13 protein-coding genes are annotated in these 16,081 nt (G+C 63.8%); 4 read left to right on the top strand and 9 right to left on the bottom strand.

The features are described from left to right. Positions 1–86 precede the first annotated feature (86 nt). From IC234_RS14435 to IC234_RS14410, 6 genes are all read right to left on the bottom strand, one after another. Positions 87–2,027 carry a DUF3857 domain-containing protein gene (locus tag IC234_RS14435; RefSeq protein ID WP_190925833.1) on the bottom strand — a complete coding sequence of 647 codons (1,941 nt, stop codon included), beginning with the start codon at positions 2,025–2,027 and terminating at the stop codon, positions 87–89. Positions 2,028–2,097: 70 nt separating this feature from the next. Continuing rightward, positions 2,098–5,397 (bottom strand): tetratricopeptide repeat protein, encoded by a 3,300-nt coding sequence (locus IC234_RS14430; protein ID WP_190925831.1) that lies wholly within the window; start codon positions 5,395–5,397, stop codon positions 2,098–2,100. A 112-nt stretch (positions 5,398–5,509) separates the two neighbouring features. After that, positions 5,510–6,064, bottom strand: a complete 555-nt coding sequence (locus tag IC234_RS14425; protein WP_190925829.1) for a PPC domain-containing DNA-binding protein — start codon at positions 6,062–6,064, stop codon at positions 5,510–5,512. 38 nt (positions 6,065–6,102) lie between these two features. Further along, entirely contained in the window at positions 6,103–7,317 is a 1,215-nt protein-coding gene (locus IC234_RS14420) for a hypothetical protein (protein ID WP_190925827.1), read from the bottom strand. Continuing rightward, a complete protein-coding gene (locus tag IC234_RS14415) occupies positions 7,314–8,054 on the bottom strand; it encodes a hypothetical protein (protein WP_190925825.1) in 741 nt (246 codons plus the stop codon). Before IC234_RS14415 ends, IC234_RS14420 begins: the two co-directional genes overlap by 4 nt. 138 nt (positions 8,055–8,192) lie before the next feature. Further along, positions 8,193–8,765 carry an RNA polymerase sigma factor gene (locus tag IC234_RS14410; RefSeq protein ID WP_190925823.1) on the bottom strand — a complete coding sequence of 191 codons (573 nt, stop codon included), beginning with the start codon at positions 8,763–8,765 and terminating at the stop codon, positions 8,193–8,195. A 118-nt stretch (positions 8,766–8,883) separates the two neighbouring features. Between IC234_RS14410 and IC234_RS14405 the strand changes: the two genes are divergently transcribed. The 4 genes from IC234_RS14405 to IC234_RS14390 all read left to right on the top strand — a co-directional run bounded on the left by IC234_RS14405 (position 8,884) and on the right by IC234_RS14390 (position 12,458). Next, positions 8,884–9,459 carry a hypothetical protein gene (locus IC234_RS14405; RefSeq protein ID WP_190925821.1) on the top strand — a complete coding sequence of 192 codons (576 nt, stop codon included), beginning with the start codon at positions 8,884–8,886 and terminating at the stop codon, positions 9,457–9,459. Positions 9,460–9,558: 99 nt separating this feature from the next. Continuing rightward, positions 9,559–10,629: an NAD-dependent epimerase/dehydratase family protein gene (locus tag IC234_RS14400; protein ID WP_190925819.1), complete on the top strand. Its 1,071-nt coding sequence runs from the start codon at positions 9,559–9,561 to the stop codon at positions 10,627–10,629. A 21-nt stretch (positions 10,630–10,650) separates the two neighbouring features. Next, complete coding sequence (locus IC234_RS14395) at positions 10,651–11,721, top strand: NAD-dependent epimerase/dehydratase family protein (RefSeq protein ID WP_190925817.1); 1,071 nt, start codon at positions 10,651–10,653, stop codon at positions 11,719–11,721. Next, positions 11,718–12,458 carry a glycosyltransferase family 2 protein gene (locus IC234_RS14390; RefSeq protein WP_190925815.1) on the top strand — a complete coding sequence of 247 codons (741 nt, stop codon included), beginning with the start codon at positions 11,718–11,720 and terminating at the stop codon, positions 12,456–12,458. The genes IC234_RS14395 and IC234_RS14390 overlap by 4 nt, the downstream gene beginning before the upstream one ends. 79 nt (positions 12,459–12,537) lie before the next feature. Here IC234_RS14390 and amaB read toward each other — a convergent pair whose 3' ends face one another. From amaB to IC234_RS14375, 3 genes are all read right to left on the bottom strand, one after another. Then, positions 12,538–14,142: an L-piperidine-6-carboxylate dehydrogenase gene (gene amaB / locus IC234_RS14385; protein WP_190925813.1), complete on the bottom strand. Its 1,605-nt coding sequence runs from the start codon at positions 14,140–14,142 to the stop codon at positions 12,538–12,540. Positions 14,143–14,264: 122 nt separating this feature from the next. Then, positions 14,265–14,726, bottom strand: coding sequence for a hypothetical protein (locus IC234_RS14380; RefSeq protein ID WP_190925811.1), 462 nt, complete (start codon positions 14,724–14,726; stop codon positions 14,265–14,267). 158 nt (positions 14,727–14,884) lie between these two features. Continuing rightward, entirely contained in the window at positions 14,885–16,075 is a 1,191-nt protein-coding gene (locus IC234_RS14375) for an AAA family ATPase (RefSeq protein WP_190925809.1), read from the bottom strand. Positions 16,076–16,081: the final 6 nt, after the last annotated feature.

Below are 16,081 nucleotides of genomic sequence, written 5' to 3'. Positions count from 1 at the left end.
AGAGGGGTGCCAGTCGCAAGAGCAAAACCGGTGCCCCCTCTCCCTGAGGAGAGGGGGTCAGGGGGTGAGGCCCCACGTCAAAACGACTAAGTCTTTTTCTTCTTCAAAATCACCACCTCTCGGTAGGCGCTGCCCAGCTTGTTCACCACCGAGTTCCAGCTGCCGAATTGCTTGGGCTGGAGCAGCAGGTAATTCACGTACACCTCGCGGTCCTGGATGATTTTGTCGCCCTTGCGCTCATAGCTCACCTTGAAGCCGAGGGCGTCGCCCTGGGCCTGCACGGTGGGCGGCAGGTAGCTCACCTCGTAGCCGGCCGGCACCACCAGCTCGGTGCGGGTGTGGTCGGTGTGAGCAAATTCGTTGTAGCGCGGCAGCTTGCGCGTGGTCGAGTCGATGCGGTCGGTGGCGTAGGGGCGCTCCAGGCTCAGGTTCACGTACACTTCGTCGTCCACCTGCTGCACGTAGTCCTGCAGGCGGTAGTCGTAGCTGATGCTCAGGGGCTGGTCGCGGGCCTCCAGGTTGGCAATGCTGTATTTGTCGACGAAGAACTTGTTGTTGCCGCGCTCCAGCAGCGCCTTCACGTATTTGGGCTCGGCCGTGCGGTCCAGCCCGTCGAGGCCGTAGCTGTGGTTGACTTTGGTGTAGCCGGCCAGGTTCAGCTTGCCGGTGCCGCGCAGCGTGGTGCCGTCCAGGGTCAGCACCGAGGCGTCGTCGAAGCCGCTGCGGGTTTTGTCCATGGCCGGAATGGGCACCACCAGGCTATTCTTGGGGTCGAGGCCCAGCAGGCCTTCCTTGCCCTGAATCATGGCCGAGGGCATGCCGTAGGGCGTGTGCTTGCTGGTGGCATCCAGGAAAACGTACTGGCCCGGCTTGGGCTCGTACGTGGCAATCATGTGGTTGTCCACGCCGGGCGTGGCCAGCTCGGCGTACTTGTAGGGCAGGTCGCGGGTGCCCACCCAGGTCAGGTAGGCGGTTTTCACGCCGGCCAAGTGCAGCATCTCGTTGGTGAGGTTGGCCATGTCCTTGCAGTCGCCGTAGCGGCGCGCATACACCAAGCCGGCATCGTGCGGAATAAAGCCGCGCAGGCCCTGCTCGAAGGCGATGTACTTCACGTTGTCCTGCACCCAGTAGTAGATGCGGCGCACCTTTTCCTCCTCCGTCTTGGCGCCGGCCACCAGCGAATCGACGCGGTGCTGCAGCGCCGTGCTGGGCTGCCGGTCGATGCGCCGCACGAAGTCGGCGTACATATTGTACAGCTCCGGCACGCCGGCCAGGAGCTTGCGCGCTTGCCCGTTCACGGTGGCTTCCTGCACGAAAAACACGATGTGCGGCAGGTAGTAGCTGGCCTCGGGGCCGTCGTCTTCGCGCGGCGGGCTGGCGAGGTTGTCGGCCGTCCAGCGGTAGATTACCTGGCTGCCCTTTTCCTCTTTGGTGTACTTGATGGGCGTGTTTTCGGCGTGAAACGTCTTGTAGCCAATCACCACGCCTTTGGGCGCCGTAATGGTGAGCTCGGCGTGGCGCACGGGCACGTAGGAACCCACAAAAAATGGCATCACGAAGCGGGCGTCCACGTGCTTTACCGTGTAGTCGGTGATGGTGCGGGCGCCCGGCGACACGGCCGGAAACGAGAACGAAGTTGACCGGGTATCGTCAAAAAACACCCCGGACTGAATCTCAAACTTGTCCTTGAAATCGGTCACTTTCACGGCCTTGAACTTGTCGCCGTTGGGCACCATGGTGCGGGCTTCCAGCTTCTGCAGGCGGTTGAAGTGCGAGCTGAACACCCGGTCGTTGGCGTAGGCGCCCGACTGCTCGTCGAGGTGCAGCATGTCGGCGTGGTGCCGGGCCAGCACCTGCACCGAATCGTTGCGGATTTCCACGGTCAGGTCCTGGCGCATTTCCAGGTACACCGCTTTCTCGCCGGGGTACTGCTTTTTCATCTCAGCCACCGTTGCGCCAGGCGCCTGGGCTTGCGCCGCCAGGCCCACGAGCAGGAACAGCGGCAGGAATAGAGTAGAGGAATACATGTACAAAAAATAAGAATTGACTAAGTAAGTATCAGGCCACTACAAGGTACACACCGAACGCCGGTTCACCTTATTTGGTATCGTACACCATCAGGTTCCAGTAGGTCTCGGTGCGCAGGGGCTTGCCGGCGGCGTCGAAGTAGGTGGTGGGGCCGCGCCGCTCGCCGCTGCGGTAGGTTTCCTCGCGCTCCAGGGTGCCGTCGGGGCGGTAGTAGCGGCAGCGGCCGTGCAGCTCGCCGTGCAGGTAGTTTTCTTCTTCCATGCGCTTGCCGCCGGGGTAAAAGCTTTCCAGCAGGCCCGTGCGCAGCCCCTTGGCAAACGCGGTGCGCCGGAACACCTCGCCCGAAGCGTAGTAGTAGGTGGCCGGGCCGGTGGCCTGGTTGTGGTCGAAGCTTTCCGAAGCGGCGGGCTTGCCATTGGCAAAGGCCACGGCAATGGTGCCGGTCTGGTTGGCCAACGGCTGGAAGGCCGCGCCCGCGCCCGGCCCGCGGAAGCTCACCAGGGAGCCATACTCGTAGGTTTTCTCTTCCAGCAGCTCGCCGGCGGGGTTGTAGCGCTTGCTGCTGCCGTGCAGGTTGCCGCCGTCGTAATGCTCCACAATGGCCACCTGGCCGTTGGGGAAGTAATACGTCCACTCCCCTTCTTCCTCGCCGGCGCGGTAGCTGCCCTTGCGCCGCAGCTGGCCGTTGGCGTAGTAGCTGAGCCACTCGCCTTCGGGCCGGCCGTCGCGGTACTCGCCCACGCGGTCGGGCTTGCCGTTGGCGAAGGTGGCCCGGTAGGTCCCGTGGCGGCGGCCGCTCACCTGCCCAAACGACGACTCGGTGCTGCCATCGGGCCGGAACCACATGGAAGGCCCGTTGCTGCTGTAGCAGGTCAGGGCCGCGCGATACAGGGGCTTGCCGCTGGGGTAGCGCAGGTTGATTTCCTTGCTGTCGGGCTTGAGTTCCACGCGGCTCAGCTCCTTGCCCACCGAGTCGAAGGTGACGATGCGGCGCAGCGCCCCAAACTCGTTCAGGCGCTCCTGGGTGAGCTTGCCGCCGGGCTCGAAGCTGCGCGCCGGGCCGTTGAGTTCGCCTTTGAAGTACTCGTACTCTTCGCTCACGCGGCCGTCCACGTAGTAGTCTTTCCAGGGGCCGTGGCGCTCGCCGGCCAGGTAGTAGCCGGTCACGGCGGGCTGCCCGTCGAGGTAGTACTGCTCATAGTAGCCGTCTTCCTGGCCATCGGGGCCGAAGCGGGTGCGGCGCTGCAGCTGCCCCCCGCGGTAGTAGAATTCGGAGGCGCCGCTCTTGTTGCCCTTGTCGTCGAAATGCGTGATTTCGCGCACGCCGCCGTCGGCGTAAAACCATTTCCACTCGCCGGCCATCTGCCCGTCCACAAACGTGCCCACCGAGGCCTTGCGGCCCTGCGGGTCGAGGCCCTGCATGGTCACACGGCCTTTTTTCACGGCCTGGTCCACCAGGGTTTTGCCGGCCTGGTCGTAGTAGCGAATGCGCACCACGCGGCCGTGGGCGTAGTCGGTGTCGGCGTAGAGGTGGCCTGTGTCGTCGTAGTCGTGGTACACGCCGTGAAACTCGCCGGCCTCGTCGTAGTTCTTCTCGGCATTGGGCTTGCCGTTGAGGTAGAAGCTGCGCCAGGTGCCCGTGCGCTTGCCGTGGGCGTAGCGGCCTTCCTCGCTCACGGTGCCGTTGGAGTGGTATTCGGTGTAGGCGCCGTCGTGCTCGCCTTTGTCGTTGGCGCCCTTGTTCAGCGGCGTTTTATCGGCGTAAAACGTGGTAAACGGCCCTTGTTTCACGCCATTGGCGTAGGTGGTGGTGTACTGCAGGGTGCCGTCCTGAAAGAAGCCTTCCTCCAGGCCGTCCTGCTTGTCGGCGTGCAGGGTGGCGCGCAGGTGCAGCTGGCCGTTGTCGTAATAGGTGGTGTAGGGCCCTTCCAGGTTGCCGGCCGTGAAGGTGCGGGCGCCGGTGCGGGCGCCGCACTCGTTATAAGCCGTCAGCAGGCCGTCAATCTTGTCGGCCTTGTAGTTGATGTCGTACGACGGCTGGCCGTTGGCGTGGAACTCACGGGCCAGCCCTTCGCGCTCGCCTTTGTCGTTGTAGACAAACGTTTTCTCCACCGTGCCGTCGGGGCGCAGCACCTTCCAGGGGCCCACCCGCTGGCCGGCCGCGTTGAAGCGCCCCACGGCGTCGACGGCGCCCTGGCTGCTGAGCGAAATCCAGTCGCCGGTCGAGCGGAACTTGCCTTTCTCGTTCACGGCCGGCCCCAGCCCGTCGGGCTTGCCGTTGTCGTTGAACCACGCTTCCAGGCGCTGGCCCGCCGAACCGCCCGCCACCAGCTGCTGCCGCCGCATTTCCATCAGGGCCGGCACGGAGGCGTTCAGCATGGCCTGCACCTTGGCCTTGTTGCTTGTCACCCACGGGGCGCCCTTGCTTTCGTCGGCCGATTGCAGGATGAGGTAGGTGAAGGGCGTCAGGTTGTTGTCTTTCCGCAGCACGGCCACCATGGGACCGTAGGCCCGCACCCAGAAGTCGTCGGCCGCGCCTTCGGTCGGAAATTTCTCCACCAGCAGCTGGGTTTGCTTCACCACCGCGGCCTGAAACTTCACCTTCGACACGTACTCCTTTTGCAGGGCCACCTTGCTTTCCAACAGTTGGTCGAGCTCGGCAAACGCGGCGTTGGGCGCCACGGGCTTCACTTTTTCGTTGTCTTCCACCACGGCCACGCCCTGCGAGAGGCGCTCGGCCTGCACCAGCACGTTGTGGCTGGCCGTGCCCGCGTCGGTGAGGGCCAGGTAGGTCAGCCAACTGATGAGGGCGTGCGCGGTTTGGCCCTGACGGGCGGCGGCCACGGCCAGCAGGCGGTGCGAGCCGGCGTGCGTGGGGTTGAGCTCGGCGCTGTGCTGCAGGCTGGCCAGGGCTTCGGCGGTGCGGCCCTGCTGCAGGTACGTCACCCCTTGGTTGAAGTACAGGTTCTGGTTGTAGGGAAACAGCTGCAGGCCCTGCTTGAACGTGGCCAGGGCGGCGTCCACCTGCTTCAGTTCGTCCTGGGCATTGGCCAGGGTGTTGTAGGTGACAGGCTCGAAAGGATTGAGCGCTAGGGCGCGCTTAGCGGCGGCCACGGCTTCTGCGTGCTTGCCCGACACGTAGTAGCTCAGCGCCAGCTCGCTCTGGGCCAAGGCGTAGGACGAGTCGCCGGGCGTCACGGCCTGGTATTTGGCAATGGCGCCGGCGTAGTCCTCCTTGTCGTGCAAGGCCACGCCTTCGTTCACCAATTGGCCCGGCTTGGGCAGGGTGGTGGGAGTTTGCTGGCCCATCCCGAGCAGGGGGGCCGCCACGAGCAGCGCCAACGAGGCCCCGCGGGTAACAGTAGACATAACGATGATAGAGGAAGACGGAGAAGGCAACTCCCCGGCCTCCGGCCGTAGCAGCGGCGCCTACAGTACCACAAGTATAAGCATGTGCCGCTATGCCTTCATCTTCGCGTTCTCATTTTTTTGGCTGCGCCCGGTTTTTTTTTGCGGGCCCCGAAACCGGCTCATTTTTAAGCTCGACCGTAGGACGGACCACCAGCTCCTGGTAGCCAAACGTGGGGTCGGTTTCGCGCCGGAACTCCAGCTCGGGCAGCTCATTCAGCACGATTTCGGCCGTGGTGTACACGCGGCACCCGTCCAGCAAATGCCCGCCGATGGTGCGCCCCGTGCTATCCGAAACGGCCAGGTGCAGGTGGGAGCCGTTGGTGGAAAGCGTGCCCACCAGCGACACAATCTCGAAATGCCCGCGGTACACGGCGGGGCCCTCCTGGTTGGCCAGCCGCAACGTGGCCACCGTGAGGCTGCCCACGCACGTCACCATGGCACCCGCCCGGATGTGGTGGGCCTGCGCATACGCCGTCAGGGATTGGCGCAGGTCGTCGCCGGGGCGCAGGCGCAGCGCGTGGGCTTTGGGCGCGGAGGTTTGGGCGGCGTGGGGCACGGCAGGAGCAACTTGGGCCGCGGCGGAGCTGGCCAGCAGGCACAGAAAGGTGAAACGAAAGAAAAGCATCGTTTCAAAGAACGGCACGCGGCCGCGAAACGCCTCCCCTACCGGCTAAACCGCACCGTGCCGTAGCGCACCTTGATGTTCACATTGCCGCAGTTGGGGGCCGGCACCGGGCCGCCAAACACGCCCAGCACATCGCTGGTTTGCGGGCCGTTTTCCTGCGACAGCACGCGCACCGCGCTTTTGTCCACCAGCAGCTGGCCCTGCTCGGTGCTCACGTCGAACCGGAACACCGGCGCTTCGGCAAACCCCAGCCGAATGGTGCTGAAGCCCCCGTCCAGGTTCACCTGGCGGAAGTTGGCGCCCATGTCGCGCACCACAAAGTCGGGGCAGTAGCGCACGGCCATGTCGAGGGCCTCGCCGATTTTGTCGATGGTGAAGCGCGAGTAGCCCGACGAGCCGCGCAGGTTGCGCACGCTGCCCAGGGCCACGTCGCCGTACTTGCTGTGCACGGTCAGGTCCTGCACCGTGCCGATGTCGATGTCGGAATAGTTGTTGCGCAGGTCCACGGTCGTGCCCTGGTCGAGGCGCAGGCGGGCGTAGCTGGCGTCGATGCTGGCGCGGCCGGCAAACGCCACCGTGCAGTCGCCGTTGCCGATGCGCAGCAGGTTGCGCGGGCCGTCGAGGCGGCCGGTGCGCAGGGCGCCGTAGTCCACGGCCAGTTCAGTGGGGCCGATGAGGTCGCCGGCAATGCTCACTTCGCCAAAGTTGTTGTGCACGCGCAGCGCCGTGGTGCGGGGCAGCCACACGGTGTAGTTCACCTCGTAGCGGCAGCCGCCGGGCCGCCCGCGCAGCAGGGGACCAAACTGCGTGCTCACGGCCACGCCGCCGGTTTTGGCGTCGTAGTCCAGCCACTGCACGCCCAAGGCGTCGAGCACCTGGCGGGCGCCCTGGTCGGTTTCGGAGCGCGCTATCAACTCGGCTTCCACCTTGATTTCGCGCTTGTTCCAGGGGTTGATTTGCACCCGGCCGTAGCGCGTGTCCAGCGAGAACGGCCGGCCCGCCTTGGGCACCGCGTAGCTGCGGCTGAGGCGGCGGCGCTGCTCTACCTGCAGCATGGTTTCCTGCTGCTCGGTGGCCTGTTCCGGCAGCGGGTTTTGGGGCCCGCCCGAAGCAAATTCCACCGCAATAAAGGCTTCGATGGCCAAGCCCTGCGAGCCGCCACCGGTCCAGTGCGTGGCCTGCGCCCGCGCACCCAGCGTCGCGAACAGCGCCGCGACCAGGGCCAGCCGCCAGCAACGAATCAGCCTTTTCATTCCGAATCGTGGCGGCTGTCGGCCAAAACGAACGAGCCCGTGCTGTGGTCCTCGGCGGCGCTGGCGCCTAGGTTCAGCTGCTGGTCCAGAATGTCGAGCCGCACTTGCAGGTTACGGTTCATGGCCGTGAGCACGGCGTCGGGCTGCGGGTGGTGCAGCAGTTCGGCCTTCAGCTGGCGGTAGCTCGAATCGAGCGACACCAGTTCGCGCTGCCAGTCGGCGGTCATGCCGGCGGTGCCGGGGCCGCGCATTTCGGTTAGTTCGCTCTGGCGGCGGGCCAATTGATTGGTGTAGTATGCTTCCATGCCGCGCACGGCTCGCACGAGCTGGCTGTCGGCGCCGGTGGTGCGCTCGGCGGCGGCCAGGGCCGTGGGATTGCCGCCCTGGTACAGGGCCGCATCGGATTCAGCCGAGACGCCGGTGCTGGTTTTGGGCGTGGCAACGGCCGTGAGCACGGGGGCCGGATGGTTCGATTTCCAGGCTTCGCTGGCGCCGGCGGCAAACACCAGCAGGGCCAGCGAAGCGGCCACGCCATAGCGCTGCAGCCAACCGGCTGGCGCGGCGGGCACTGGGGGTGCAAGGGGTTCTGGGGCCAGGCGCAGGGCCGGCGGGGTCAGGGGTTCGGCAAGCTGCTGCTCGAGGGCGGCCCACAGGTCGGGGCGCGGCTCGTGCGCGTCGAAGTCGGCGCGGTGCCGGTCGACGAAGTTTTCTAACGAATTGGGCTTGTTCGGGTTCATGGATGGTTGCAAACGCACGGTTCGTCCAGGTTCCAAAGGGGCCGCGGGGATAATGGGGTGGCTGCCGCGGCCGGGCGAAAGAGGATGAAGAGTAGTGAGGGAATAAGAATAACGGATGGTAACACGAATGGATGTGGCTTAGCTCAAGCCGCGCTGGGCCGCCAGCTCGCGCAGCCGCACCCGGGCCCGGCTGTACTGCGACTTGGAAGTAGACTCGGAAATGCCCAGAATGCCGGCAATTTCGAGGTGGTCGTAGCCTTCGAGCAGGTAGAGGCTCAGCACCACGCGGTAGCCGTCGGGCAGTTCCTGAATGCAGCGGCGCAGCACGTCGGCGCGGTAGCTCACGTCGGCTTCTTCTTCGGGCGAAGGGCCGGCGCCCTCGGCCGGTTCGTCGTGGTGCTGCTCGCCCAGGGGCACCAGCGCCAGGCGCCGCTGCCGCAGGCAGTTGATGCTCTTGTTGACGACGATGCGCTTGAGCCAGGCCCCAAACGACGAGTCGCCCTTGTAGCTGCTGAGCTCCCGGAAGGCGCTCAGAAACGACTCCTGCAGCACGTCTTCGGCCTCGGCGTAGTCGCCGGTGATGCGCAGGGCCGCGTTGAACATGGCCTTGGCGTAGCGCCGGTAAATTTCGGCCTGGGCCTGGCGGTCGTTCAGGCGGCAGCGCTCCACCAGCGGAGCATTGATGTCAACGTAGGCAACGGCGGCTTCCATGTGCAGAGAAAGGCGAAGTGTTGAAAAGCTATAGCGAGCGAAGGACCCCACTCGCAGGGACAGGGTTGCAGCCAGGCCCAACGGCCGTAACTTGTTCGCAAATTAACCCTTTTCCGCCATGCCTCTACCACTCCGTTTGCGGTCCTTCGGCCTCGTGTTGCTTGTTCTCGGAGCCAGCCTGTCGCTCAGCAGCTGCTCTAAAAGCGACTCGGATGCGTCGTCCAGTCTGTTCATCAATTTCGGGCCCGGCGCAGGCTACGACATGCGTACCGGCAACAACCTGCCCATGGGGCAGGGCGACGAAACGGACTGGAAGCTCGACGGCAAATGGAACACCACGGAGCAAAAGCTTTTCCAATCGCTGGGGCTCGACCTGAACGGCCCCGTGCAGAACCCCGGCAAAATCTACACGGCCGGTTATCCCAACCCCGCCGTCGGGGCGTTTAGGTTCTCCTATTCCTCGGCACAAAACGCACCCGCAGTGCGCTGCAAAGTGGTGGTGGTGAACCAGGTGTATCAGTCTCTTATCGAAGCCACTTCGCCGGGCCTTTCTCCTAATCAGGATTTTCAGTTCGACATCAGCGGCAGTTCGTTTAAGCGTGGCCAGCTCTACCGGGTGTACTACGTGATGTATAGCGGCACCACGCTTTACCACAAAGGCCACGGCGATATCAAGGTTGAGGACCCTCACTGAGCCAGCCCTCAAACACAACTACTTGATTTAAAGAACGCTGCAAAACAACGCAAGTCCTTTGCGCCCTTTACCCTTAATTTTACAGCATAATCCCTCTGTATGTCTGTAAAATCTCTCCTTATCACCGGTGGCGCTGGCTTTGTGGGCTCGGCCCTGGCCCTTCGCTTCCGCGAAGCCTATCCCGAGTGCCGCATCTTTGCCCTCGACAACCTCAAACGCCGCGGCTCGGAGCTGAACCTGCCCCGCCTGCGCGAAGCCGGCATTGAGTTCGTGCACGGCGACATTCGCAACAAAGAGGATTTCGACGCCCTGCCCGCCGTGGACGCCGTCATCGAAGCCTCGGCCGAGCCCTCGGTGCTGGCCGGCCTCACCTCGGCCCCGGACTACCTGATTAACACCAACCTGACGGGCACGGTGAACTGCCTGAACTACGCCCGCCAGCACAACGCGGCGTTTGTGTTCCTGTCCACGAGCCGGATTTATCCGATTAACCAAATCGACAAAATCCAGACCGTGGAGGCCGAAACGCGCTTCGAGGTGAGTGCCGAGCAGCCCATTGCCGGCATCTCGCCCGCGGGCCTGGCCGAAGACTTTCCGCTGGAGGGCTACCGCTCGCTCTACGGCGCCACCAAGCTGTGCTCGGAGTACCTGATTCAGGAATACCACCACTTCTACAACATGCGCACGGTGATAAACCGTTGCGGTGTGCTCACCGGCCCCTGGCAGATGGGCAAGGTCGACCAGGGCGTGATTGTGCTGTGGGTGGCCCGCCACTTCTGGAAGCAGCCGCTGGGCTATTTCGGCTTCGGCGGCACCGGCAAGCAGGTGCGCGACATCCTGCACGTCGACGACCTGTTCGACCTGGTGAAGTACCAGCTCGAAAACCTGGAACAGGTGAACGGCAAGACCCTGAACGTGGGCGGCGGCCGCGACATCAGCGTGAGTTTGCAGGAATTGACGGCCATTTGCCAACGCGTGACCGGCAATACCGTACCCATCAGCTCGCAGGTCGAAAACCGGCAGGCCGACATCCAGCTCTACCTCACCGACAACGCCCGCGTGACCGAGCTGACCGGCTGGACGCCCAAACGCTCGGCCGAGCAAATCGTAACCGACGTGTACAACTGGCTGCGCGAAAACGAAGCGCAGCTGAAACCCATCCTGGGCTAAAAGGCCTGCATTTTATCTAATATGAAAATCGCACTCATCACGGGGGCCGGGGGCCTGATAGGCTCGGAAGCGGTGGAATTCTTCGCCGACAAGTTTGACCTGGTGGTCGGCATCGACAACAATATGCGGAGCTATTTCTTCGGCGAGCAGGCCAGCACCGACTGGAACCGCGCCCGCCTGCAGAACACGTTCGCCAACTACCGCCACCACACGGCCGACATCCGCGACGTGGAAGCCATCGGGGACATCTTCCGGGAGTATGGCACCGACATCGCCCTGGTGGTGCACACGGCCGCCCAGCCCAGCCACGACTGGGCTGCGCGCGAGCCCTTCACCGATTTTTCGGTGAACGCCAACGGCACGCTCAACCTGCTGGAAATGACCCGGCAGCACGCGCCGGAAGCGGTGTTCATCTTCACCTCCACCAACAAGGTGTACGGCGACAACCCGAACTTCCTGCCGCTGGTGGAGCTCGAAACCCGCTGGGAAATCGACCAAAACCATCCGTACTACAAAAACGGCATCGACGAGCAGATGAGCATCGACCACACCACGCACTCGCTGTTCGGGGCCAGCAAGGTGGCGGCCGACGTGCTGGTGCAGGAGTACGGCCGGTACTTCGGCATGAAGACGGCCGTCTTCCGCGGGGGCTGCCTCACGGGGCCGCGCCACTCCGGGGCGCAGCTGCACGGCTTTTTGTCGTATTTGATGAAGTGCGCCCTCACCGGCGACCACTACACCGTCTTCGGCTACAAGGGCAAGCAGGTGCGCGACAACATCCACTCCCACGACCTGGTGAACATGTTCTGGCACTTCTACCAGCAGCCGCGCACCGGCGGCGAGGTGTACAACGCCGGCGGGGGGCGCTTCGCCAACTGTTCGATGCAGGAGGCCATCGCCCTGTGCGAAACCATCACCGCCAACAAGATGAACTACTCCTACTCGGAGCAGAACCGCATCGGCGACCACATCTGGTACGTGTCCGACGTGAGCCGCTTCGAGCAACACTACCCGGGTTGGCAATTCAAGTACGACCTGACCAGCACGCTGACCCAGATTTTCAACGAATTGCGGGAGCGCCAGCCGGCATGAAGCTGAGCGTCGTCATTCCGGCCTACAACGAGGAAGAGAGCATCGGCGAGACGCTGCGCACGCTGCACGCGGCGCTGGTGGCCGAAGGCATCGACCACGAAATCGTCGTCACCAACGACAACTCGAAGGACAACACCCTGGGCGCGCTCGAGGCCCTGGCGCGGGAAATCCCGGCGCTGACCTACTACACCAACCCCGGGCCCAACGGCTTCGGCTACGCCGTGCGCTACGGCCTCGAGCGCTACACGGGCGAGTGCGTGGCCGTGATGATGGCCGACCTCAGCGACGACCCGGCCGACCTGGTGCGCTACTACCGCACCATGCAGGCCGGCGGCTACGACTGCGTCTTCGGCTCGCGCTGGATAAAGGGGGGCCGGGTGGTGGACTACCCGGCCCACAAAAAGACGCTCAACCGCGTGGCCAACGCCATCGTCAAGACCTTGTTCGGGCTCAAGTACAACGACTGCACCAACGCCTTCAAGCTCTACCGCCGCCGCACCATGGACGGGCTCAAGCCCTTCCTCTCGCCCCACTTCAACCTCACCCTCGAACTGCCGCTCAAGGCCATCGTGCGGGGCTATTCCTACGCCGTGGTGCCCAACTCCTGGACCAACCGCAAGTACGGCGAGAGCAAGCTCAAAATCAAGGAGATGGGCTCGCGCTATTTCTTCATCATGATGTACTGCCTCATCGAAAAACATTTCTCCCGAGGCGATTTTCGGAAGAAGGAAGCGTAGCAAAGCAGCTTCGCCAAGACGCAAAAAGCCGCTCAGGTTCCTGAGCGGCTTTTTTGTGCGGTTGCCTTAGTCAGTTCGATTAAATATCGAACTTGATGCCCTGCGCCAGGGGCAGCTCGGTGCTGTAGTTGACGGTGTTGGTCTGGCGGCGCATGTAGACCTTCCAGGCGTCGGAGCCGGACTCACGGCCGCCGCCGGTTTCCTTCTCGCCGCCAAACGCGCCGCCGATTTCGGCGCCGCTCGTGCCGATGTTCACGTTGGCAATGCCGCAGTCGGAGCCGGTGGCGGCCAGGAAGGCTTCGGCTTCGCGCATGTTGAGGGTGAAGATGCTGGACGACAAGCCTTGGCGCACGTCGTTTTGGAGCTCAATGGCTTTTTCGACCCCGCCGCTGTACTTGATGAGGTAGAGAATGGGCGCAAACGTTTCTTCCTGCACCGTGTGGTAGTGGTTTTCCACTTCCACCAGCGCGGGCTGCACGTAGTGACCGCCGTGCAGCTCGGCGCCGCTCAGCACTTGGCCACCGGTGAGCAGCTTGCCGCCTTCGGCCTGCACGTTGGCCAGGGCTTCGCTGAACATGCGCACCGCGTCGCCGTCGATGAGCGGGCCCACCAGGGTGCCTTCCTGCAGCGGGTGGCCAATGGGGAGCTTGGGATACACGGCCAGCAAGCGGCTTTTCACCTCCTCAAACACGCTGTCTTCGATGATGACGCGGCGGGTGCTGGTGCAGCGCTGCCCAGCTGTGCCCACCGCCCCAAACACAATGGCCCGGATGGCAATGTCGAGGTCGGCGTTTTTGGTCACGATGATGGCGTTGTTGCCGCCCAGCTCCAGCAGGGCGCGGCCCAGGCGGGCGCCCACCACCTCCCCTACTTTGCGGCCCATGCGGGTGCTGCCCGTGGCCGACACCAGCGGCACGCGCTTGTCGGCGGCCATGGCGGCGCCAATGTCGGCCCCGCCCACAATCAGGCTGAACACGCCTTCGGGAATGTCGTTTTCTTCCAGCACCTCGCGGATGATGTGCTGCACGGCCACGGCCGTGAGCGGCGTCTTCTCCGAGGGCTTCCAGATGCTCACGTCGCCGCACACGGCGGCCAGCATGGCGTTCCAGCTCCACACGGCCACCGGGAAGTTGAAGGCCGAAATGATGCCCACCAGGCCCAGCGGGTGGTACTGCTCGTACATGCGGTGCGCCGGGCGCTCCGAGTGCATGGTGAAGCCGTGCAGCTGGCGCGAGAGGCCCACCGCAAAGTCGCAGATGTCAATCATCTCCTGCACTTCGCCGAGGCCTTCCTGAAGAATTTTGCCCATTTCGGCGCTCACCAGCTTGCCCAGCGGCTCCTTGTACTCGCGCAGCTTGTTGCCAATTTGGCGCACGATTTCGCCGCGCTTAGGCGCCGGCACCAAGCGCCAGGTCTGGAAAGCTTCCTGCGCGGTTTTGATGACGGTGTCGTAGTCGTCGAGGGTGGCGAAGGCCACGCTGGCAATGCGGCGGCCGTCGGCGGGCGCCTGCACGGTGTGGCGGGTGGCGTTGGCCTGGCCGCCCCAGGCGCGGCCGGTGCTGTAGGCGGCGTTGTCGGAAGCCACGCCCAGCTGGCGCAGCACGTCCTGAATGCCGTGGGGGTCTTCGTGCGGATGGGCCACGGTCACGTCGGGCGCGGTGGCTTCTTCGAGGGCTTGCTTCATAAGAAAATCGGGGTGGGATGTTGCGCCGGCAAAGCTACAGCGTGCCATCCAACGAAGCGCTTACTTCCCCGCGGCCAGCCGTGTGGCAACGCTGCGCGCCCCAAATACCAACCCGCAGCTGCTTATCGGGGTCGTTTCTCTTCTTCTGGCGCAGGCAGCATGCCGGCGCGCTCCTGCTGGTCGCGCAGCCATTCCATGGCGTCGGCTTCGTTGTCGTAAAACAGCGGGTAAGAATCGATGCTCGCGGCTTGGCGCAGGTGGGCTTCCATCTCGGCGCTTTCGGCGGCTTGGCGCTGGTGCGGGCCCGAGAGGTAGGCCGTGAACAGCGGCCCGCCCAACGCCGCCGCCACCTGTGGCGAAAACTGGTCCCGAAACCACTCGTTCAGGTCCGGGCCGTCGAGCGGGCGCCGGCGCAGGTCCAGCAGCCAAAACCGGCAGTTGCCGTGCTCCTTTGCCGCCGCCAGCATGGCTTGGTAGGTGCCCTGCACTTCGGGCGGTGGCATGGCCTGCAGCCAACGGCCAATGAGCACGCCCAAATCGGAACGGTATTCTAGCGAGAAAGCATCGGTGGGAAATGCTGGCATAGGCAGAAGAATAATTGCGGACATTTGCTTATACGTCAGTCCCAAAGTGCGGTTAGGCTAAAACGTCCTTCCAGGGCATTTTTGGGCATAAACAAGCCAACAAAAAGCCCCTTGCAGTTTGCTGCAAGGGGCTTTTTGTTGGCTTGAGCGGATTGGGGCTAGCCCACCTTGCGCAGCGCCATGCGTTCCTGCTCAAGGTCGCCAAGGTTATTGAACACTTCCAGGCTGTCGCGCCGCAGGCCGCGCACTTCTTCGTCCGACAGCTGCCGGACTTTGGTTTGAAAATCTTTGTAGTACGCCACAAACACGGCCAGTTCGGGCACGCGGTTTTCGTAGGGCACCATGTTTTCCAGCACTTCGCTGAAGAAGTGCGGGTTGTGGGTGGTCACAAAAAACTGGTTTTCCTGCTGCGTGGCAATGCGTTCGGCCAGCTGCGACACGTACTGCGGATAGGAATGGGCCTCCGGCTCTTCCAGCAGAATCACGGTGTCGCGGTTCGATTCCATAGCCGCTAAGTAGAAGCCGAAGCGCTGCAGCGTGTCGCCGCTGCCCGAATACGGATAAGCAAAGCTCAGCCCGTCAATTTCCTTCATCACCTCAAAGCGGCCGGCGTCGGGGCGCACCCGCAGGCGCAGGCCACGCTCCGCAAACAGCCCGGCAAACTCCTGGCGCAGGTCGGCGTGCTGCTCCAGCACCTGCACGAGGTTGTTGCCATAAGGCGGGCGCAGCGAGGCGTCGGGCTGGCGCCGGTCGATGCGGCCGCCGGACTTGTAGCGGTACGACTTCACGGCGCGGGGCTGCCAGGCGGGCGTCGAGGCCACGTAATGGCCGGGTTCGCCGGGCCGGTCCATGGCGCCGTGGCGGTCAAACTCGGTGTAGAGAAAGCCCGGCTCGGGCAGCAGCGAGGCCGTGGACAGGTGCGGATAGAGGCGCTCCAGCAGCAGGGCGTCGTCGCCGGACCGGGTTTTATTGCGGCCTTCCAGCAAGGGCAGGCCCATCTGGGCGCGCAGCAAGCGGTAGGCAGCCTGGCTGAACACGCCATACCGGAATCGTTTGCTTTTGGCGTCGTGGCCCAGCAAGCAGATGTCGCGGTCGGTTTCTACCCGAAGCGGCTGCGTCATCACGCCGTCGTGGAACAGGTGCGCCGACTTTTCGTAGCGCACGAAGCTGCCCATGAATTTTTTCTTTTTACCGTACGGAAAACCACCCAGCAAGCTCATGGCTTCCAGGACCGTCGATTTTCCCACATTGGGCTGGCCAATGATGAGGTTGACGCGCCGCGGGTGCAGCACGGCGCTCCGAATCGACTTAAAATTCTGGATGTAGAGGGTGTTAATGACGTTTTCCATGCACAT

Source organism: Hymenobacter armeniacus, from assembly GCF_014699055.1.
In the GTDB taxonomy this organism is placed as follows: Bacteria; Bacteroidota; Bacteroidia; order Cytophagales; family Hymenobacteraceae; genus Hymenobacter; species Hymenobacter armeniacus.
The sequence above is the reverse complement of the archived record's forward strand: the minus strand, read 5'-3'. Positions and strand labels throughout refer to the sequence as shown.